Source organism: Vicinamibacterales bacterium (assembly GCA_036496585.1).
In the GTDB taxonomy this organism is placed as follows: Bacteria; Acidobacteriota; Vicinamibacteria; order Vicinamibacterales; family 2-12-FULL-66-21; genus JAICSD01.
Map to the genome: position 1 here is coordinate 1 of DASXLB010000030.1, position 19805 is coordinate 19805.

Consider the following 19805-nt stretch of genomic DNA (forward strand, 5'->3'; position numbering starts at 1 on the left):
CGACGAGCGGCAGCAGCGAGAGGTCCTCGGGATCGGCGAGAAAAAAGCCGCGCAGCCCGCGCACGCCGGCTTTCAACTGGCGCGGCGCCTCGATTTCGTCGAGCCACTGCATCACCGATCGCCGGCCGAGCGCCGCGGCCACCGGACTGTCCCAGCGCGCCTCGGCGCGCTTGAAATCCTCGAGCTTCGGTCCGAGGCTCTTGCCGACCCGCGCGAACGTCGACGGCGAGGCGTGAATGCGGCGCGTGCCGCGCGCATCGGGCCCGTAGAAGCCGAAGCCGCCGCGGAGGATGCGCACCGGCTGCAGGCCGAGCGACTTCGCCAGCCCGAGCACGTGCTCCTGCTCGCCTTCGATGAGATCGGCGCCAGCCTCGCCCTGCTGGCGGTTCGCGAAGGCGTCACGCAGCGTCCAGACGCGTCCGCCGACCCGCGCGCGCGCCTCGACGACGGTCACCGCGGCGCCACGCGCCTCGAGCTCGCGGGCCGCCGCGAGGCCCGCCAGGCCGGCCCCGGCGACGATGACGCTGACGCCGGTCAGATCGCGACTGCGCATCGTTCAAGATTACTATTGGGAGCCGATGTGGTGCCTGCTGCTCCTGCTCATCCGGACGCCCGCACCCGCGGCAGACCTCGACGCGCGCGTCCACAAACTCATCGCCGCGAGCGGCGCCGAGGTCGCCGTCGCGATGCGGACGTTCGACGGCTCGCGCGAGCTCTTCATCGATCCCGACAAGCCGTTCCACGCGGCGAGCACGATGAAAGTGCCGATCATGATCGAGCTCTTCCGGCAGGCCGAGGCCGGCCCGCTGCGCCTCGACGAGCCGCTCCCGATCAAGAACGAGTTCCACAGCATCGTCGACGGCAGCGTCTATCAGCTCAGCGTCGGCGACGACTCCGACGCGGCGGTCTACCGGCACGTCGGCTCGACGATGTCGCTGCGCGATTTGTGCGAGGCGATGATCACCGTGAGCTCGAACTTCGCGGCCAACCTGCTGATCGAGCGCGTCGGCGCGGAGCACGTGCGGCAGACGGTGCATCGGCTGGGCGCCGACGGCATGATCGTGCTGCGCGGCGTCGAAGATCAGAAAGCGTTCGACCAGGGGATGAACAACCAGACGACGGCCCGCGCGCTGGAGGTCCTGCTGCTGAAGCTCGCGCAGGGAAAAGCGGTCAGCGCCAGGGCCGACGCCGAGATGGTGGCGGTCCTGAAGCGCCAGACGTTCCACGACGCGATCCCCGCCGGCCTGCCCGACGGCACCGTCGTCGCGCATAAGACCGGCAATATCACGAAGATCCATCACGACGCGGCGATCGTCTACGGGCCGCGGCCCTACGTGCTCGTCGTGCTGGTGCGCGGAATCGAGGATCAGCAGGTGAGCGGGGCGCTCATTGCGTCGATCTCGCGCGAAGTCTGGACCTACCTCGAGAAGTGATGCGAGCGAGCGCCGCGAGCGAGCCACGCGAGCGGAGCGCGCCGGCGGAGCGGCGCCTGAGAACGCGTGTGGGGGAGTCCGAGGAGCGACGCCCCTCGGGTAAGCGATGAGCGAGCCGACGGTCCCGCAGGCGTTCGCAGCCGCGCTGGAGGCGCTCGTCGAGAAGGCACGGAAAGATGCGTCGGTGCTCGCCGCCATTCTCTGCGGCAGCCTGGCGCACGACACGGTCTGGGCGCGGTCCGACATCGATCTGGTCTTCGTCACGATTGACGATCGCAAGGTGCCGGCCGGCGACATCCCGCTCTACGCCGACGGCGTCAACGTGCACGCGCTCCTGATGCCGCGGACCGATTTCCGGAAAGTCGTCGAAGGCGCCCTGCACGGATCGTTCATCCATTCGTTTCTGGCCAAGGGCCGCCTGCTCTACACGCACGACCCCACGATCGCCGCCCTCTTCGATCGGCTGCGCTCGCGCGGCGGGCGCGACACCGCCATCCTGCTGCTGCAGGCCGCCACCGGGGCACTCGGGCCGCTCTACAAGGCGCGCAAGTGGCTCGAAACGCGTGGCGACATCGCCTACACCGCGCTGTGGGTGCTCTTCACGGCCGGGCCGATCGCGAAAATGGAGGTGATCGCCGCCGGGCTGCTGCCCGACCGCGAGGTCCTGCCGCAGGCCGTGCCGATCAACCCGGCGCTCATGCAGACCATTTACCTCGACGTGCTGCGCGACGGCACGCGGCGCGAGACGATCGAGAAAGCGCTGGCGGCCGTCGAGGACTATCTTGCGGCGCGCGCCCCACAGGTGTTCGCGCCGGTGCTCGACTACCTGCGCCAGCACGGCGACGTGCGATCCAGCCGCGACATCGACGATCACTTCAAGAAGACGTACGGGATCGAGAGCATGACGAGCGCATGCGAGTACCTGGCCGATCGCGGCCTGATCGACAAGGCGTCGACGCCGGTGCAGCTGACCAGACGCAGCACGGTGATGCTGGAGGAGCTCGCCTTCTTCGTCGCAGAGCCGCCGGCCGGCCGCTGAATTACTCCGGCCGGAATGTCGAATGTCGAATGCCGAATGTCGAATGCCGAAGCCACCTCTCCCTAAAGCCGCGCCGCGCGGCGCCCCACGTACGACGATCGCCGTGCAGGGGGCGCGCGTCCACAACCTGCGCAAGGTCAGCGTCGAGATCCCGCGCGATCGGATGGTGGTCGTCACCGGGCTTTCGGGATCCGGCAAGTCGAGTCTCGCCTTCGACACCATCTACGCCGAGGGACAGCGCCGCTACCTCGAGTCGCTCTCCAGCTACGCCAAGCGGTTCGTCGCGCAGGTGTCGAAGCCCGACGTCGACTTCGTGTTCGGCTTATCGCCGGTGATCTCGATCGAGCAGAAGACGAACGCCAGCAACCCGCGCTCGACCGTCGGCACGATGACCGACATCGGCAGCTATCTGAACCTGGTGTTTGCGACGATCGGCGACCCGCACTGTCCGCGGACGCAGGAGCCGGTGCCGAGCCGCTCGGCCAGCCAGATCCTCGAAGCGATCCTGGCGCTGCCCGACGGCGCCGAGATCGAGCTGCGCGCGCCGGTGTTCAAGGTCTACGGCGAGGATCTCGAATTCGTGTTCACCGAGGTCCGCAAGAAAGGCTGCCGCACGCTGATCATCGACGGCAAGCCTGTCGACATCTCCGAAGAGGTCGATCTCGAGTCCGACGACGTCCGCCAGATGGACGCGATCGTCGATCGCTTCGTCGTGGCGCGGCGGCACGAAAAGGGCATCAAGGCAGGCATCGCCGCGACGCTGCTGCTCGGCGACGGCCTCATGCAGGTGCACGTCGCCAGGGGCGCCGGCAAGGCGGAGGCCGAGCGCTTCTACAAGGGGCTCAGCAGCGCCACGCATCATCTCGTCTACGGCGACATCGGGCCGGACTACTTCGTCTTCAACAACCCCGACAGCGCCTGCCGCACCTGCGGCGGCCTCGGCGTCGACAAGGTCACGCATCCGGAGCTGCTCATCCCGGATCCGAAGCGCAGCATCCTCGGCGGCTGCTTCGTGAAGGAGGCCTACAAATACAACCCCGACACCTGGGACGGGCGGATGATGTACAGCCTCTCGGTCGCGCTCGACTTCCCGCTCGACTCGCCGTGGAAGCAGCTGCCGGAGAAGACCCGCACGGCGATTCTCTACGGGGTCGACCGGAAGATCGCGCTGCGCACGCCGCCGGACGCCAAGGCGGCGTTGAAGTCGAACGAGGAGGGACGCGAGCTGGGCTGGAAAGGCATCGCCCGCCGCATCGAGCGCCACTATCGCCGCTACCGGCAGCGCGGCGAGGCGAACTCGAACATGGAGGCGTGGCTCGACAAGGTGATGGTCGAGCAGACCTGCCCCGACTGCCAGGGCGCCCGCCTGCGCGCGACGCGCCTGCTGTTCACAATCGGCGGCAAGTCGATCTACGAGATCGGCCAGCTCAATTTCGACGAGCTGCACGACTTCCTCGGCACGATCAAGCCGTCGGGCCGCGGCGCCGACGCCGGGCGACAGGTGCTCAAGGAGATCCGCGGCCGCCTCGGCCTGCTGCTCGGCATCGGCCTCGACTATCTGAACTTCAACCGCCGCTCGGGCACGCTCTCGGGCGGCGAATCGCAGCGGATCCGGCTCTCGACGCAGATCGGATCGGGGCTGATGGGCATGCTCTACGTCCTCGACGAGCCGAGCATCGGTCTCCACCCGAAAGACAACGTCAAGATGATCCACACGATCGAGAGCCTGCGCGACATCGGCAACACCGTGATCGTCGTCGAGCACGACGAAGACACGATCCGAGCGGCCGATCACCTGATCGAGATGGGGCCCGGCGCCGGCGTCCATGGCGGGCAGGTCGTCGTCGAGGGCACGCTCGACGACATTCTCCGATGCAAGGCGTCGCCGACCGGGCAGTTCCTGTCGGGCAAGCGGTCCATCGCGACGCCGTCACGACGCCGCGCCGGCAACGGCCACGTGCTGACCGTGCGCGGCGCTCGCGAGAACAACCTCAAGTCGCTCGACGTGCCGTTTCCACTGGGCACGATGATCGCGATCACCGGCGCCTCCGGCTCCGGCAAGAGCACCCTGATCAACGAGGTCCTCTATAAGGCGCTGTGGAAGCACCTCGTCGACACGCGCACGCTGCCCGGCGCGCACGACCGCATCGACGGCCTGGAGCAGGTTCGCCGCGTCGTGAACATCGACCAGTCCCCGATCGGCCGGAACAGCCGCTCCAATCCGGCGACCTACATCGGCTTCTACGACGCCATCCGCGATCTCTTCACGGCGACACCGCTCGCCGCCGAGCGGGCCTACAAGCCAGGACGCTTCAGCTTCAACGTCGCCGGCGGGCGCTGCGACGAGTGCCAGGGGGAAGGGGCGATCACCACGCAGCTCTACTTCATGCCCGACGTCGAGGTGACGTGCGGGGTCTGCAAGGGGGCGCGCTTCAACAACGAGACGCTGGAAGTCACCGTTCGCGGCAAGACGATCGCCGACGTCCTCAGTATGTCGGTCGAGGAAGGAGTCGGCTTCTTTGCCGCCGATCCCACCATTCAGCGCAAGGTCAGAGTCCTCGCCGAACTCGGACTCGGCTACCTCACGCTCGGCCAGTCGTCGACGACGCTGTCGGGCGGCGAGGCGCAGCGCGTCAAGATCGCGACCGAGCTGAGCACGCTGCAGCGCTCGAAGCACACGATCTACATCCTCGACGAGCCGACGACGGGGCTGCACCTGGCGGACATTCAACAGCTGCTGGATTCGCTGAACCGCCTCGTCGACGCCGGCCACACGGTGATCCTGATCGAGCACCACATGGACGTGATCAAGACGGCAGATCACGTGATCGATCTCGGCCCGGAAGGCGGCCACGCCGGCGGCAGAGTCGTCGTCACCGGCACGCCGGAACAAGTCGCCAGATGCAAGGCGTCCCACACGGGTGCGTTCCTCAAGAAACACCTGTAGCAGGTAAGATGCCTCGCATGCAGCGACGCGAATTCCTTCAATCCGCGGCGATCGTCTCGGCGGCGGCGGTCGTGCCCCTGGCGGCGCGCGCCGCGGCCACGCCTGGCGTGATCAAACCGAAGCGGCTCGCCGCCGGCGATACGGTGACGCTCGTCGCGCCGGCGAATGCGACGTTCAACACCGTCGATCTCGAAATTGCGAAGGAGTCGCTCGCCGCGCTCGGCTTCAAGGTCAAGGTCGGCGCGCACCTGCTCGATCGCCACGGCTACCTCGCCGGCGACGACAAGGCGCGCGCCGCCGACATCAACACCGCGTTCGCCGATCCGTCGGTCGCCGCGGTGCACGCGATTCGCGGGGGCTGGGGCAGCGCGCGGCTGCTGCCGTACCTCGACTTCGACATGATCCGCAGCAATCCGAAAGTGATCATCGGCTTCAGCGACGTCACCGCCCTGCTGCTGTCCATCCTTGGCAAGAGCGGCCTCGTCACGTTCCACGGCCCGATTGGCCTCGGCCGCTGGGACAGCTATTCACTCGACTACTACAAGCGCGTCCTGTTCACCGGCGAGCGGGTGACCTACACCAACAAGCAGGGTCTCTCTGAGCGCAACGCGCTCGTGCAGACCGAGTTCCGGACGCAGACGATCACTCCGGGCCGGGCGCGCGGCCGGCTGGTCGGCGGGAACCTCACCGTGATGACCACCATCCTGGGATCGCCCTATCTGCCCGACTGGGACGACACGATCCTCTTCACCGAGGACACCCACGAAGACTTCTACCGCATCGACCGCATGCTGACGCAGCTGAAGCTGGCTGGGGTGCTCGGCAAGATCAAGGGCTTCGTCTTCGGTAGCTGCGCCGAGTGCGGCCCTGGCGACGGCAACTATGGCGCGCTGACGCTCGAGGAGATATTCGCCGACCACATCAAGCCGCTCGGCGTGCCGGCGTGGTCTGGTGCGATGATCGGGCACTCCCAACCGCAGTGGACGCTGCCGCTCGGCGTGCAGGTGGAGATCGACGCCGACAAAGGATCACTGACGCTGCTCGAGACGCCCGTCGCCTAACGCTCGTCTGGTCCCGGACAGCGCGTGCTCGTGATCGACTCCATCATGTCGCCTTCTTCGATGGCGCCGACCGAGCCCATGTCAAGGACGTGCGCGAAGATGGTGTAGCCGCGATCGAGCCGCGGATTGCCGACGAGATTGATGTAGAACTGCGCATCGCCGGTATTGCGGCCTCGGATCGACAAACCGACCGACCCAGCCGTGTTCGGCAGCGCAATCTCGTCGCGCATGTATTCCTTGTGTCCCGAATACTCGTTCGCGCCGGGACTGCCCATCTGGACGACGAAGTTCGGGACGAGGCGGTGGATGTAAAGACGGTCGTAGTAATGATCGACCAGCGCCAGCTTGAGGAACCGGTCGGCGGCGATCGGCGCTCCTTCCGGAGCCATGCGCATCCGGAAATACTGGCCGGATGACAACGCTACCTTGACGCACTGGTTCGACAGATCAGAAAACTGCTGCTGCCAGCCGCGCTGCACCGGCGGCGGCTCGGCCTTCACCGGGCTGCCGGTCAGTTTCGAAAGCAGCTCGGCGGCCGCGGCGGCCACGACCGGGTCGAAGTCCTTCGCCAGCGGCCGCAACCGCGCCACGTCGCTCGGCCTGGCGCGGACGTTCAGCGCGTCGATCAGCGCCAGGCGTCCGTCACGCGAGGATTCTTTCTGGCCGGACGTCAAGCGCAGCAGCCCGTCCACCAGCGCGGCCGTCAGTTTCTCGTCGGCCGGCGCCGCCTTCGCGAGGATCGCCGCCGCTCGCAGCAGCTGCACGTCGTCGCGCCCGAGATCGGCAATCAGCACCGGATCCCCGCGGTCGTTTTTCAAGGCGAGCAGCGGTGCCAGCGCCGCTTCGCGGACGTTGTCGTCGGTGTCGTAGGCCAGCTTCTCGAGCCGCGGAATGTCGTCGAGCGCCACGACCGCGCGCACCGCATACATGCGGACCCATGGTGACTGGTGCGTCACGAACGCGTTCGCGAACAGCGCCACCTTCTCAGGCGCGCGCTTGGCCATGGTCACGAAGACGTGGGTCTCTCGCGACCACGATCCCTGCACCGGCGGTACGCGGAGATCGCCGTCGAGACGTTTCGTGATGTCTTCGTCGTCTTTGCACAGATCGCCGAGGGCGTCGATCGCCTCGAGCGCGACGAGCCGGCTCGGATCGTCCAGGAGATCGACAATCGGGCCGCAGCCCTGCGTCTTTGCTTCGAAGCGGACGTAGCCGCGCAGTCCGAGGTAACGGTCGCCGCTCTTCAGCGCGAACTGGATTTCGTCGAGGAGCTGTGCCGGGTCGAGACCGCCGCCGGTCCCGACGAGCGCTTCGGTCGCAAGCCTGACGATTTCGGGGTTCTCGCCGGCGTGCAGCGCGGTGAGTTCCAGCTCGGCGTCGAGCCCGCGGCCGACGAGCGTGCGAAACGCCGAGATTCGCACCACGGCTTCGTTCCCCGATTGGTCGGTAGCGAGCTGACGCAGTCGCGTCAGCGTGTCACTCTCCAGTTGCGCGAACCTCGGATTCAGGCGGACCAGCGACTCGAGCGTCGCGATCGCCTGATGGGCGACGCCCTCGGTGCGCGGGTTCGGCTCGAGCCTCTCGTAGGCCCGGAGCAGGCGGCGCTCAGCCGCGTGGAACTGTTCTTCCGTCCCGTAGGTGATGCTCCCGAGCGGCGCGACGATGGGCGACCGGCCATCTGGCGCATCCAGATCTGAGAGGGTCAGGAACCACGCGGCGACGTCGGCGATGAGCTGCGGATCGCGGGCGGGATCGAACCGGTACAACGACTGCGCGACGGCGTCCGCAGCATAGGCGCGGCGGTCGTGGATCGTGGTCGGCTTGTCGAAGGGGGTGCGGGTCTCGGCCAACGCCACCAGGGGAGGCACGTTGGCCGGATCCTCGAGACGGCCCAGCGCGCGCAGCGCGTAGCGCTGGATCGTCGGATCCGTCGCCTTCGCGAGCGGCCAGAACGCATCGGCGCCGAGCCATGCCTTCTCGGCGTTGAGCACGGCGAGCGGCTCACCAAAGAGCCGCACCTGTGCGGCGACGCCGTTGGCGGGCGCTACGATCGTCCTGGTGGTCTGCGCCACCAGCCACAAGCCGGCAAGCGACGCCGCGATCAACTTCATCTCGTCTCGTTGGCGGACCTGAAGGCCCTGCGCTCCGCCTACGTGCGTCCCGAATACTCCAGCATCTGCGCCGCCAGATCCAGCGGATACGTGATCTGGACGTCGGTGATGACGCCGTCGCCGTCGCGCACGGCTTCGAGGCGCGGCTGCACGAACCCGGTGTACGACGGCATCTGCAAGCGCTCGACGCGCGCCACCACCTCGTCGCGCAGCAGCGGATCGAAATGGACGCCGTAGGTCTCGAACAGCGTCTTCGCCGCCGCGTAGTCCCCTTCCGACTTGATGCGCTGGACCTCCGCGAGCAGGCGGCCGACCCCGCGCTGAAACGCCGTGACGTCGACGACGAGGTAGTAGATCTTGCCGTCGCGGCGCCGCACGTCGATCGCGCTGGTGTTCTCGATCAGCCAGCGGACGATCATCTGCCGGTTGCGCATGTGGTCTTCTTCGATCTGCGTCCCCTCGCGCACGCGGCGCAGCTGCACCAGGGCGTTGCGCGCGTAGGCCTCGTATTCGGCGCGCACGATCTCGTCGTGGTCGGCCGAATCGACCAGCCCCAGATCGGCGATCTTCGGATCCGGCAGGAAGTAGAGCGCGACGAGATCGGCGCGCGATTCCTCGAGCGCCGAGTACTGCTCCTTCAACACGCCCTGCGGATTGCCATTGAGGTGCTCGCGGATCTTGCCCGAGCCGTGGCCGATCACCTCGTGCATGTTGGTGGTCAGCTCGGAGGCGATGCTGCTCCACTTTTCGGCACGCGCCGCCTCCTCGTCGCTCCACGCGAACTCGCGCCGGAATTCAGGGAGCGTGGACTTGTCGTAGGCCTGGGTGGCGTTCGACAGCGACACCGACTTGCTGCCGTGCTGCTCGCGGATACGCTGGTCGTTGGGCAGGTTGATGCCGACCGGGGTCACAGGGCCCGAGTCGCCGGTCTCGACGACGACGTCGATGGCGTTGGCGGAGATGCCGCAGACACCGCGCTTCTTATAATCGTCGTCCCACGGCATGCGATCCTCGAACCACTGCGCCGCGTCTGCGAGCTTGCGGATCTCCCTGGTCTTGAGCGGATTGACGTAGTAGACGAGCGCTTCCCAGGCGCCCTTGACGCCGCGCGCATCCATGTAGACCTCGACGAAGCCGTTGATCGTGTCGACCGGCGAGTCGCGATCATGGACCCAGGCGATGTCGTAGCCGACGCGGTCGGCGGCCTCGCCGGTCTCGTAGAACCGGATCAGCGCGTCCAGCGCCGCCGCCATCGCCTGTGTGGCGAGCGGCACGGCGGCCTGGAGATGGCGGACGATCTCGCGAATATAGGTGTCGTAGCGGCCGCCGACCCGGTAGACCTCTTCGACGAGCGCGCCGTCTTTCATCACGAGCCGCGAGTTCAGGGGATAGCGCTCGTCGAACCCGTCCAGGTCCGCCATGGCCACGCCGCGATACAGGTTGTTGGCGCTCGCCTGCAGGATGTCGTGGCCGGCGCCGGGGGTCTTGCTGGTCACGATCGGCTCGAAGCCGGGATCGAAAAAGCAGCGCTCGAGGCGCGCGAGCAGGTCGGGCAGCGACTCTCCGGCGCGCAACGGGAAACGCGCGCCGTTGGCCGCGGCGCGCTTCGACGCCGCCGCCAGCGCCCCGGCCGTCGTCTTCAGCACGAACTTGCGGGCGGTGAGGTTGTTGTAGGGGCCGGTGTTGATCCAGAACAGTTTCGTGTAGCTCCAGATCGCACCGAGCACGCCGGGATCGAGGCCCTCGGCGTGCGTGACGATCTCCTCCAGCACGTCCCGCATCTCGAGGTTGTGCTCGTACCGCTGGTCGTAATAGATGTCGCGCCCGGCGATGGCCGCGAGGTACAGGTGGTAGATCAGCGTCTTCTCGCGCAGCGGCAGCTCGGCGAAGCCGTCGGCATAGAGCTGGACGACGGCGGCGTCTTCGACACGCTCGAGGAGATACGGACGCCGGTCGGCGGCCGCGGCGGTCGGCGTGCTCATCGGGTCGGCACCTTCAGGCTGGCATCGTACATCGAGCCGTACGAGAGATACTGGCGGACCGGATCCCGCGGATACGCAACCGACGCGCCCGCCGTTCCCATCGACACCTCGGTGTTGATGCCGGCCCAGTAGGTCGGCAACTTCAGCGCGCGGTAGCGCGCCACGATCTGGTCGCGCAGCTTCGGATCGAAGTGGACGCCATAGGCGTCGACCAGCGCCTTGATCGCGCCGTAGTCCCCTTCCGCCTTGATCCGCATCAGCTCGGCGAGCAGTTGTCCTGCTCCCTGCCGCATTCGCGGGTAATCGGTCACGCGCACGTAGGTCTTCCCGTCGCGGTCGAAATACTGGATCGCTCCAGTCTTGTCCTTGATGAAACCGGCGATCAGCGCGCGGTCGCGCTGGTGGTCTTCCGCGATCGTGTCGCCCTTCGGGATACGACGCAGCTGCGTCAGCGGCGCGCGCGCGGCGTTGTCGTACATGGCACGCGCAACCTCGTCCTGGTCTTTGACCAGGCCCAGCTCCTGGAGCTTCGGGTCCCAGACGTTCCAGAGCCCCATCAGGTCGGCGCGCGCCTCCTCGAGCGTCGAATAGTATTCCTTCAAGAACTTCGCCGGCTGCCCCTGCACGGTGTCGGACAACTGGCCGGAGCCGTGGCCAATCACTTCGTGCATGGCGGTCAGCATGTCCTCGGCCTGTTCGCCGTACTTCTTCGACCGCGCGATCTCCTCGGGCGAGGCGCCGAACTCGTCGATCGTCGAGGTACTGGCGGCGTCGAGCGCGTGGCTGCTGGCGAGGAACAGGAAGTTCTTGGTGCCGTATTTCGCGTGGATCTCCTGCTCGTTGGGCAGGTTGTCGCCGATCGTGCTGACGTGGAAATCACCCGTCTCGATCAACACCTCCACCGCCTTGACGACCGGCGGCGTGAAGTCGCGCTTCTTGTAGCGGGCGTCCCACGGCGCCTTCTGCTCGAAATAGGCGGCGTTCTGCGCGAGCTTCGTCATCACCGTGGTCACCGGCTTGTCGGTGATGGTGACAAAGCTCTGCGAGCTGCCCTTGGCGCCGCGTGCGTCGCGGTAGACCTCGATGAATCCGTTGGCGAAGTCGACGACCGCATCGTTCTGCACCCAGGCCGCGCCGAATCTCAGCCAATCCTGGGGATCGCCCGTCTGATAGAAACGGATCAGATCGTCGATCACCTTCGCCTGCGCCGGATCCGCCACCGCCTTGGCCCTGGCGAGGTATGCGTTCGCCTTCTCGAGATACACGGCGTTGCGGCCCGGCGGCACGCGTCCGTCCGGCGTGCCGGCGCGATAGACCTCTTCGCGAATGCCGCGCGCGTCCTTCATGACGCGGGAGTTGAGGGGATACCGCTCGTCGAAGCCCTTGAGATCGGCCAGCGAGACGCCCCTGTAGAAGTTGTTGGCGCTCGCCTGCAGGATGTCCTGTCCGGGCGGCGGCGTCTTGGCCGTCACCATCGGCTCGAACGCGGCATCGAAAATCGGCCGCTGCAGATCGGCGAGCGCCCTGCGGACCGCCGCGGCATCGGGCAGCGCCGGCAGGTCTCCATACGCCGCCCCGAAGGCTCCGGCGCCCTGCGCCGCGAGTGCAGCCGCCTCGAGCTCCGCGGGCGTGAACGAGGGCAGGAACTTCTGCGACGTCAGCTCGTTGTGATTGCCGCGATTGGCCCACACGAGGAGCGCATATTCACGGATCTTCGGATAGAGACGCGCCGGCACAACCGCCTGGCGGCCGACGATACCCTCGAGCAGGCGCTTGAGCGGAATGCCATAGGACGAGAGCTGGTCGTAGATGATGGGGTCGACGGCGATCGACGCCTGCGTCAACCAGTAGGCGAGCCGCTTCTGATCGGGCGTGAGCTGGCCGAAACTGGGTGCCTGCAGCTGGAGGAAGCCGGTGTCGCCCACCGTTTCGACGAGTGGAGTCTGCTGCGCGGCGGTGGTGCCGCCCCAGAAAATGGCCGTCAGGCCGAGCACGAGGAACCGTGTGCGCATGCTTTGATCTTAGGCCACAGACCGCCACGGACGAACACGGATGCACATCTTCTCCGCGCCCCGGAGCTCTCTAGAACTCGATGCGCTCGTGGTGCTCGGGCGGGTGGGTGGACCAGCCAAGCTCGGCCTGGATGCGCGCGGCGAGGGCGTCCTGTGCGGTGGGCTCGCCATGGACAATGAAGGTGCGCGCGGGTGCGCGAGTGAAGCCCTTCAGCCAGCGCATGATCTCGCCGGCGTCGGCGTGAGCCGACATCGAGTCGAGATGCTCGATGGCCGCATGCACCGGGACCCATTCTCCGTGGATCTTCACGGTCTTCTCTCCGTCGACCAGGCGCCGGCCACGTGTGCCCACGCCCTGATAGCCGGCAAACAGGACGGTGTTGCGCGCGTCCGGAAGGGCCGCCTTCAGATGGTGCAGCACGCGCCCGCCTTCCGCCATCCCGCTCGACGAGATCACGATCGCCGGCGCGCGCGATGCGGTCAGCTGTTTCGATTCCTCGGGCGAGGCAATCACCCGGAAGCGCTCGGTACAGAAAACGCACATGTCGCGCTCCTGCATCGCCTTTCGGCGGCGGACGGACGGCGGGGTCGGTTCGGCCGCGGCGTCGTGCGGCGCCTTGTCGTCGCGCTGCTCGGGCCGCAGCTCCGGATCGAGCTCGCTGACGCGCGCGGTGTAACGCGCCAGCGCCGCGGATGCCATCGGGCTGTCGAGAAACACCGGCAGCGTCGGGATCCGCCGCTCGTCTTCCAGGCGCTTGAGCCAGTACAGCAGCTCTTCGACGCGGCCGATGGCAAACGCCGGGATGATGAGCTTGCCTCCCTTGTGCGCCGCCTGCGTGACGATCTCCGCGACGCGGGCGCCATTGTCGTCCCGCTCGTGCAGGCGATTGCCATAGGTCGACTCGACGAGCAGCGCATCGGCATCTGCGATCGGCGTCGGATCTGGTAGCACCGGCCGGGCATAGCGGCCGAGATCGCCGCCGAACAACACCACGCGCCCGTCGACGTGCATTCGCGCATAGGCCGAGCCGAGCAGATGGCCGGCGTTGACGAACTCGACGTCGATGCCGGCGGCCACCGGCAGGCGGCGGTCGTAGCCGCAGGGCTGCAGCAGCGTCAGCGCGCGAGCCGCGTCCACCTCGGTGTAGAGCGGCAGCGCCGGCTTGTGCCGCGAGAACCCGTGGCGGTTGGCAAACGACGCATCCTCCTCCTGCAGCCTGCCGGCGTCGGGCAGCACGATGCGGCAGAGATCCTGCGTGCCCTGCGTGCAGAAGACGCGGCCGCGAAAGCCCTGCGCGACCAGCCGCGGCAGATAGCCGCAGTGATCGAGGTGGGCGTGCGTGAGGACGATCGCCTGAATGGTCGAAACGGGCACGGGCAGGTCCTGCCAGTTGCGCTCGCGCAGCTCCTTCAGGCCCTGGAAGAGCCCCGCGTCGACCAGGATGCGCGAGCCGTTCGACTCGACGAGGTACTTGGAGCCGGTGACCGTGCGCGCGGCGCCAAGAAAGGTGATCGAAATCATGTGCGGTGCAACTCCCGGCTGACGGCTGCCCGTTCGTTACGCAAAGAGACCTACCTGGCCGCCCGTGTGCCAGAAAAGGACGTCGCCGGTGAGATCGCCGGCGCGGAGCCGCGCGAGAAGACCCGCCATCGCCTTGGCCGTGTAGGTGGGGTCGAGAAAGAGGGCCTCGCAACGCGCCGCGAGCTCGATCGCCTCTGTCGACTCCGGCGTCGGAATGCCGTAGCCGGCGCCGACGAACCGGTCGTCGACCTCGATCGGCGCGGCCGCAAAGATGCCAGGCGCCTCGAGCAGCTCTGCGAGGCCGTCGAGAATGCCGCGGATCGTCGCGGCGATCGCGGCCGCCGAATCGTCGGCGCTGACGCCGAGCACGCGTGTCTTCACGCCCTGCAGGACGCATCCGGCGATCAGTCCCGCCTGCGTGCCGCCCGAAGACGTGGCGCAGACGATCGCGGCTGGCGCGGGAATCTGATTCAGCAGTTCGCCAATCGCGAGCGCGAACGCGGCAGCGCCGAGCGGCGTCGATGCGCCGAGCGGGATCACGCAGGGCCGCCGGCCACCCGCACGCAGCTCGGCAGCCACCTGCTCCATGGCCGGCCCACGGTCCTCGCGACGCGCCACGTAGCGGACGTCGGCGCCGAGCAGGCGATCGATCAGCGCGTTTGCCGTCGGTTTCTCCTGCGGCGCGCCATTGGCGACCAGCACGCAGCCGAGCCCCATCTTCGCCGCCACGCTCGCCGTGGCTCGCGCATGGTTCGACTGGATGCCCCCCGTCGTGATCAGCGTGTCGGCGCCGCCGGCGATCGCTGGTGCGACGACGAGACGCAGCTTCCGCACCTTGTTGCCGCCGAACCCGAACGGGATGGCATCGTCGCGCTTTATCAGGAGGTCTCCCGCCTGCAGGCGCGAACGACCGAGCAGCCGCGCCGCGCGTTCGATGGGCGTCGGCGCCAGCGGAATCGGCAGGACCGGCAGCGACTCGAGGCGGCGGATCGCATCACTGTGCACGGGCACGTTAGTATAAAGGTTTGAGCACTCGGCACATGAGCGTTCTCGTCGAGCGGTTGCGCGGCGACACGCAAGTCATCGCGGCGGAGCTGCGGCCGCCGCGCGCCGAGCTCGAACGCGCCGCCAGCATGGACGCCTGGATCGACACCTACCATGCCGTCCGCGGTCTCACCCGCGGCGGCACGTTCGTGTTTCTCACCGACGGCGCCGTCGGCACGAGAGAGGAAGACAACCTCCGCCACCTGGTGATCAATCTGGGCGACGATGTTCCGCGCTCGCACGTCATTCCCTTTCTCACCTGCAAGCACTCCTCGGAATTCTGTCTGGCCTACGCCGACCGCGCGCGCCACCATGGCTTCGAGTCGCTGGTGGTGCTCGGCGGCGACAAGCACGTCGGACCGCCGCGCTCGGTCGAACACGCCTGGCAGCTGCGCGAGATGATCCGCAGGCGGGACGAGACGCTGTCGCTCGGCGGCTGGGCCAACCCGCACGCCGAACCTGCGTCTCAGGTCGGGCATCTGCTCGACGATCGCTCGACAGCCGAGTTCTTCCTGACCCAGATCGTGTCGCACTACGACGTCCGGGCGGTCGAACGGTTCCTGGCCGAGAGCGCCAGGCTCGGCCTGCAGATGCCGGGCATGTTTGGCGTGTTCTACTACCGCTCCGCCAAGCGGGCGACGCTGCAGGCGCTCAGCCGATTTCTGCCGGTGCCGGTGGACGAGCTACTGGCGGAGTTCGCCGCCGGAGCGACGCCTGAGTCGGTATGCGCGCGATCGATTCGCGAGCTGACCGCGACCGGCGCGCGGCACTTCTACGTCAGCAACCTGCCGGTCGGCTCGGCGGCGCTGACGCTGCGGCGGATTCTCGATCTCGTGTGACGGACCCGGCGTGTCGGCCCGCGTCGGGCGCGACCGCTGATAGGATCCGATCGTGGGTCAGTTCCTCGACGGCGTTCCCTTCTCGGGCATCATCCGGATCCGCGACATGATGTACGGCGTCACGGATCCCTTCCGGCTCGATCAAGGGGACGTCAGCTTCGACTCGCCCGAGACGGTGAAGGCGGCGATGCGCCGCGCCATCGACGAAAACCGGAGCCACTACCTTCAGACAACGGGCCTGCCGCGGCTGCTGGAGCTGCTCGCCGACAAGCTGCGCCGGCAGAACCGCATTCCGATCGGCGCACCCGACGAGATCCTCGTCACGACCGGCGGCATCCACGGCGTGTTCGTCGCCTGCCAGGCACTGCTCGAGCCAGGCGACGAGGTGATCGTGCCGGACCCGGAGTGGCCGCCGGCGATGGGCAACATCAAGCTTGCCCAGGCGGTACCGGTGCCGTGTCCGCTGCACGAGTCGCAGGACTGGCGCTGGGATATCGACGAGCTTGCGCGGACGATCACGCCGAAGACGCGCGCCATCTATGTCAACTCGCCGAACAATCCGACTGGCGGCGTGTTCCCGCGGAGCGACATGGAGGCGATAGCGGCGCTGGCGCAGCGCCACGACCTGTGGGTCTTCGCCGACGAGGCCTACGAAGACGTCATCTACGACGAGGCCGAGCACGTCAGCATCGCGTCGCTGCCGTCGATGTACGAGCGGACGATCTCGATGTATACCTTCAGCAAGACGTATGCGATGACCGGACTGCGTCTCGGCTACGTGGCGGCACTGGATCCCCGGCTTCGCGAACGGATGAAGAAGGCCCTCTTCTACACCGCCAGCAACGTCTCGTCGATCGTGCAGTTCGGCGGGGTTGGCGCACTCGAGGGGCCGCAGGGCTTCGTGGCCGACTTCCGCGACGAGCTGCGGGCGCGGCGCGACCTCTTTTACGAGGGGATCCGCGAGCACGCCGCCGGCGTGCTGACCGGCGCGCCGCCGAAGGGCGCGTTCTACGCGTTCCTCAAGGTAGACCCGCGATGGCGCCCACCCTCAGGCGGGCAGCCGGAGTCCCGGTCGTGGGCCATGGCGGAGCACCTGATCTCGAAGGGGCGGATCGGCTGCGTCCCCGGAGCGGACTTCGGCGCCCACGGCGAGGGCTACATCCGCTTCTGCTTCGCGCGTGATCGCGTGGAGCTGGAAGGGGCGCTCAGATCGCTCGGCGCCCTGTTTGCTCACTGAGCGCGGCGCCGTAAGGACGGGTCCCCGTCACTTGACATGCCGGCCTCCGTCGACGCGGATGGTTTCGCCGGTCACGAAATCGGTGTCGATGAGAAACCGCGTAGCGCGGACAATCGGCTCGACCCCTCCCCAGCGCCCGAGCGGGGTCGCGGCCTCGACCGCCTGCAACTCCTCGTCGAGCGTGCCTGGCGGCGCCATGATCGGTCCGGGAGCGATCGCGTTGACGAGGATGCCATCGGCGGCGACTTCGAGCGCCAGCGCCTCGGTGAGGGCGATGACGCCGCTCTTCGCCACGTAGTAGGGCAGAAATCCCGGATAGCGCGGGCGTCCGCTCGCGGCGACCCAGTCCGAAAAATTCACGATGCGGCCGCCGCCCTGCCGGCGCATGTGGGGCACGGCTGCGCGCGAGCACAGAAACGCCGCGCGAAGGTCGACGTCGACGACGCGGTTCCAGACGCGGTCGTCGGTGTCGTCAAACGGCACGGACGAATAGACCGAGGCCATGTTCACGAGGACGTCGAGACGCCCGAACGCCGCGGCCGCCCCCTCGACGAGCGATCGGCAGTCCTCCGGGTTGCTCAGATTGGCCTGCGCGAGATGCGGCCGGCGTCCGGCTGCGGCGATCCCGGCGGCGGCGGCTTCGGCTTCAGCACGGGATGCGTTGTAGGACAGCGCGACGTCCATCCCCGCCTCGGCGAGCGCGGCGGCGATGGCGGCCCCGATACGCTTGCCACCGGTGATCAACGCGGCTTTTCCGGAGAGCTCCATTCAGACCTTGCGAATGCGAGCGCGGCCGCGCGCCTGCGCCTCGGCGTTACGGGTGCGCTGGTCGTCCAGCGAGAGCGCGCCAGGGCCGCCGAGCATCAGGCAGACGAGTGCGCCGATCAGCAGGAGGTGCAGCTCCGGCTGTGACCCGTGGCCGGGCGTCAGGCCGCCGCTCAGCGTGAACCCGTGCGGATAGTGGACCTTCCAGACCGTCAGCGCCATGTCGACGAGCAGCACGAGCGACACCCAGAATGTCAGGCTGCCGAGGATCAGCAGGACGCCCCCCCCGAATTCACCGACGCCGAGCGCGACGGCCAGAGAAGACGGGTAGGGCAGCCCGAACGACGCGAGCATCCGGGACGTGCCGGCCAGGCCAGGACCGCCGGGCACCCCGAACAGCTTCTGCGCGCCATGCACGAGGAAGACGGCGCCCGCCGACAGCCGTAACACGGTGGCGCCGTAGGCTCGCATCGTGCGGTATTTTGCCTCACTTTTCCACTTTTGTTTTACCCTTCGGGCATGATCTCCAGAAGACGCTTCCTCGGGACCGGGGCCGCGACGGGCGCGATCGCGCTCGCCTTCACCAACGAGAGCCTGGCGCGGGTCGCCGGCGCCGCGACGCGCGCCGGCGACACACCGGCGGCCGATCTGGCGGCCGACGAATCCTACTGGCGCGACATCCAGCAGGCATTCACGCTCGATCGCACGATCGTGAATCTCAACAACGGCGGCTGCTGTCCGAGTCCGCGCGTCGTGCACGAAGCCTTCAAGCGCTATCTCGACGAGTCGAACCAGGCGCCCGTGTACCACATGTGGCAGATCCTCGAGCCGAACATCGAGTCGGTGCGCCGCCGCCTGGCCGCGTCGTTCGGCGCCAGCGCGGAGGAGATCGCCATCACGCGCAACGCCAGCGAAGCGCTGCAGATCGCCCAGCTCGGCATCGACCTGCAGCCCGGCGACGAAGTGGTGACGACGAACCAGGACTACGGCCGCATGCTCGACACCTGGGACGCCCGGGCGCGCCGGCACGGGATTACCGTGAAGCGGATCGCGTTCCCGGTGCCGCCGCCGTCGATGGACGACCTCGCCGATCGCCTGCTCTCGGCCGTCGGACCGAAGACGCGGGTCCTGCACTTCTGCCACATCACGAACCTGACGGGACAGATCTTCCCGGTCAGGAAAATCTGCGACGCGGCGCGGGCGAAAGGCATCCTGACCATCGTCGACGGGGCGCACGCCTTCGCGCACTTTCCCTTCCGGGTGCAGGATCTCGGCTGCGACTTCTACGGCACGAGCCTGCACAAATGGCTGCTCGCGCCGATCGGGACCGGGTTTCTCTACGTACGGCAGGAACACATCGAGCGTCTCTGGGAGCTGACGCCGACCGCGGCCGCACGGGCGAAAGACATCCGCAAGTTCGAGGAGATCGGGACGCACCCGGCGGCGAACCACAACGCCATTGCCGAGGCGCTGACCTTCCACGAAGGCATCGGCGCCGACCGCAAGGCGGCGCGCCTGCGCTATCTGCGCGACCGCTGGGCGAGGCGGCTGCTCGCAACCGGCCAGTTCACGCTGCACACCAGCCTCGACCCGGCGCAATCGTGCGCGATCGGGACAGTGCAGGTGCGCGGCGTCGACACCAACACGGTCGTGCAGCGCCTCTGGGATCGCTGGCGCATCATCGCCACGCCGATCAACCACGCCGAGTACACCGGCATCCGGGTGACGCCGAACGTCTACACCACGCTCGAGGAGATCGACACGTTCGGAGACGCGATGGAGAAAATCGGGGGGATCGGGTGATCTGTCGATC

15 protein-coding genes are annotated in these 19805 nt (G+C 67.7%); 7 read left to right on the plus strand and 8 right to left on the minus strand.

Annotated elements, in window-relative coordinates; translation table 11 throughout:
- A partial coding sequence (locus VGI12_10350) for an FAD-dependent oxidoreductase (protein HEY2433062.1) occupies positions 1-553 on the minus strand: 553 nt, incomplete at its 3' end.
- A gap of 25 nt (positions 554-578) precedes the next feature.
- On the opposite strand from VGI12_10350, the gene VGI12_10355 reads away from it, so the two are divergent.
- The 4 genes from VGI12_10355 to VGI12_10370 all read left to right on the plus strand — a co-directional run bounded on the left by VGI12_10355 (position 579) and on the right by VGI12_10370 (position 6480).
- The gene (locus VGI12_10355) at positions 579-1433 is read left to right on the plus strand and encodes a serine hydrolase (GenBank protein ID HEY2433063.1); all 855 of its coding nucleotides are present in this window, start codon (positions 579-581) and stop codon (positions 1431-1433) included.
- Between the two features lie 106 nt (positions 1434-1539).
- Complete coding sequence (locus VGI12_10360; GenBank protein ID HEY2433064.1) at positions 1540-2472, plus strand: hypothetical protein; 933 nt, start codon at positions 1540-1542, stop codon at positions 2470-2472.
- Between the two features lie 43 nt (positions 2473-2515).
- Positions 2516-5419: an excinuclease ABC subunit UvrA gene (uvrA, locus tag VGI12_10365; protein HEY2433065.1), complete on the plus strand. Its 2904-nt coding sequence runs from the start codon at positions 2516-2518 to the stop codon at positions 5417-5419.
- 17 nt (positions 5420-5436) lie between these two features.
- Positions 5437-6480, plus strand: a complete 1044-nt coding sequence (locus VGI12_10370; protein ID HEY2433066.1) for an LD-carboxypeptidase — start codon at positions 5437-5439, stop codon at positions 6478-6480.
- On the opposite strand, the gene VGI12_10375 is transcribed toward VGI12_10370, so the two are convergent.
- From VGI12_10375 to VGI12_10395, 5 genes are all read right to left on the minus strand, one after another.
- Positions 6477-8591, minus strand: coding sequence for a peptidylprolyl isomerase (locus tag VGI12_10375; GenBank protein HEY2433067.1), 2115 nt, complete (start codon positions 8589-8591; stop codon positions 6477-6479). The two genes, VGI12_10370 and VGI12_10375, sit on opposite strands and share 4 nt — an antisense overlap.
- Positions 8592-8629: 38 nt before the next feature.
- Complete coding sequence (locus tag VGI12_10380) at positions 8630-10573, minus strand: hypothetical protein (GenBank protein HEY2433068.1); 1944 nt, start codon at positions 10571-10573, stop codon at positions 8630-8632.
- The gene (locus VGI12_10385) at positions 10570-12585 is read right to left on the minus strand and encodes a hypothetical protein (GenBank protein HEY2433069.1); all 2016 of its coding nucleotides are present in this window, start codon (positions 12583-12585) and stop codon (positions 10570-10572) included. The genes VGI12_10380 and VGI12_10385 overlap by 4 nt, the downstream gene beginning before the upstream one ends.
- Positions 12586-12655: 70 nt before the next feature.
- Positions 12656-14107 (minus strand): MBL fold metallo-hydrolase, encoded by a 1452-nt coding sequence (locus tag VGI12_10390; GenBank protein ID HEY2433070.1) that lies wholly within the window; start codon positions 14105-14107, stop codon positions 12656-12658.
- Positions 14108-14143: 36 nt separating this feature from the next.
- On the minus strand, positions 14144-15118 hold the full coding sequence (locus VGI12_10395; protein HEY2433071.1) for a D-cysteine desulfhydrase family protein: 975 nt from the start codon (positions 15116-15118) through the stop codon (positions 14144-14146).
- Positions 15119-15147: 29 nt separating this feature from the next.
- Here VGI12_10395 and VGI12_10400 point away from each other — a divergent pair, with 29 nt between their 5' ends.
- Together VGI12_10400 and VGI12_10405 are read left to right on the plus strand one after the other, a co-directional pair.
- Positions 15148-15990, plus strand: a complete 843-nt coding sequence (locus VGI12_10400; GenBank protein ID HEY2433072.1) for a hypothetical protein — start codon at positions 15148-15150, stop codon at positions 15988-15990.
- 52 nt (positions 15991-16042) lie between these two features.
- Complete coding sequence (locus VGI12_10405; protein HEY2433073.1) at positions 16043-17227, plus strand: pyridoxal phosphate-dependent aminotransferase; 1185 nt, start codon at positions 16043-16045, stop codon at positions 17225-17227.
- A 27-nt stretch (positions 17228-17254) separates the two neighbouring features.
- Here VGI12_10405 and VGI12_10410 read toward each other — a convergent pair whose 3' ends face one another.
- Positions 17255-17995: an SDR family oxidoreductase gene (locus tag VGI12_10410; protein ID HEY2433074.1), complete on the minus strand. Its 741-nt coding sequence runs from the start codon at positions 17993-17995 to the stop codon at positions 17255-17257.
- Positions 17996-18463 carry a DoxX family protein gene (locus VGI12_10415; GenBank protein HEY2433075.1) on the minus strand — a complete coding sequence of 156 codons (468 nt, stop codon included), beginning with the start codon at positions 18461-18463 and terminating at the stop codon, positions 17996-17998.
- A 48-nt stretch (positions 18464-18511) separates the two neighbouring features.
- Between VGI12_10415 and VGI12_10420 the strand changes: the two genes are divergently transcribed.
- The gene (locus VGI12_10420) at positions 18512-19795 is read left to right on the plus strand and encodes an aminotransferase class V-fold PLP-dependent enzyme (protein ID HEY2433076.1); all 1284 of its coding nucleotides are present in this window, start codon (positions 18512-18514) and stop codon (positions 19793-19795) included.
- Positions 19796-19805 lie beyond the last annotated feature (10 nt).

Excerpts from the sequence above, each read along its gene's own strand:
- VGI12_10380 (HEY2433068.1), bottom strand. The coding sequence starts at position 10,573 with ATGAGCACGCCGACCGCCGCGGCCGCCGACCGGCGTCCGTATCTCCTC.
- VGI12_10420 (HEY2433076.1), top strand. The coding sequence starts at position 18,512 with ATGATCTCCAGAAGACGCTTCCTCGGGACCGGGGCCGCGACGGGCGCG.
- VGI12_10390 (HEY2433070.1), bottom strand. The coding sequence starts at position 14,107 with ATGATTTCGATCACCTTTCTTGGCGCCGCGCGCACGGTCACCGGCTCC.
- VGI12_10410 (HEY2433074.1), bottom strand. The coding sequence starts at position 17,995 with ATGGAGCTCTCCGGAAAAGCCGCGTTGATCACCGGTGGCAAGCGTATC.
- VGI12_10375 (HEY2433067.1), bottom strand. The coding sequence starts at position 8,591 with ATGAAGTTGATCGCGGCGTCGCTTGCCGGCTTGTGGCTGGTGGCGCAG.
- VGI12_10360 (HEY2433064.1), top strand. The coding sequence starts at position 1,540 with ATGAGCGAGCCGACGGTCCCGCAGGCGTTCGCAGCCGCGCTGGAGGCG.
- VGI12_10385 (HEY2433069.1), bottom strand. The coding sequence starts at position 12,585 with ATGCGCACACGGTTCCTCGTGCTCGGCCTGACGGCCATTTTCTGGGGC.
- VGI12_10355 (HEY2433063.1), top strand. The coding sequence starts at position 579 with ATGTGGTGCCTGCTGCTCCTGCTCATCCGGACGCCCGCACCCGCGGCA.
- VGI12_10415 (HEY2433075.1), bottom strand. The coding sequence starts at position 18,463 with ATGCGAGCCTACGGCGCCACCGTGTTACGGCTGTCGGCGGGCGCCGTC.
- VGI12_10370 (HEY2433066.1), top strand. The coding sequence starts at position 5,437 with ATGCAGCGACGCGAATTCCTTCAATCCGCGGCGATCGTCTCGGCGGCG.
- uvrA (HEY2433065.1), top strand. The coding sequence starts at position 2,516 with ATGCCGAAGCCACCTCTCCCTAAAGCCGCGCCGCGCGGCGCCCCACGT.
- VGI12_10400 (HEY2433072.1), top strand. The coding sequence starts at position 15,148 with ATGAGCGTTCTCGTCGAGCGGTTGCGCGGCGACACGCAAGTCATCGCG.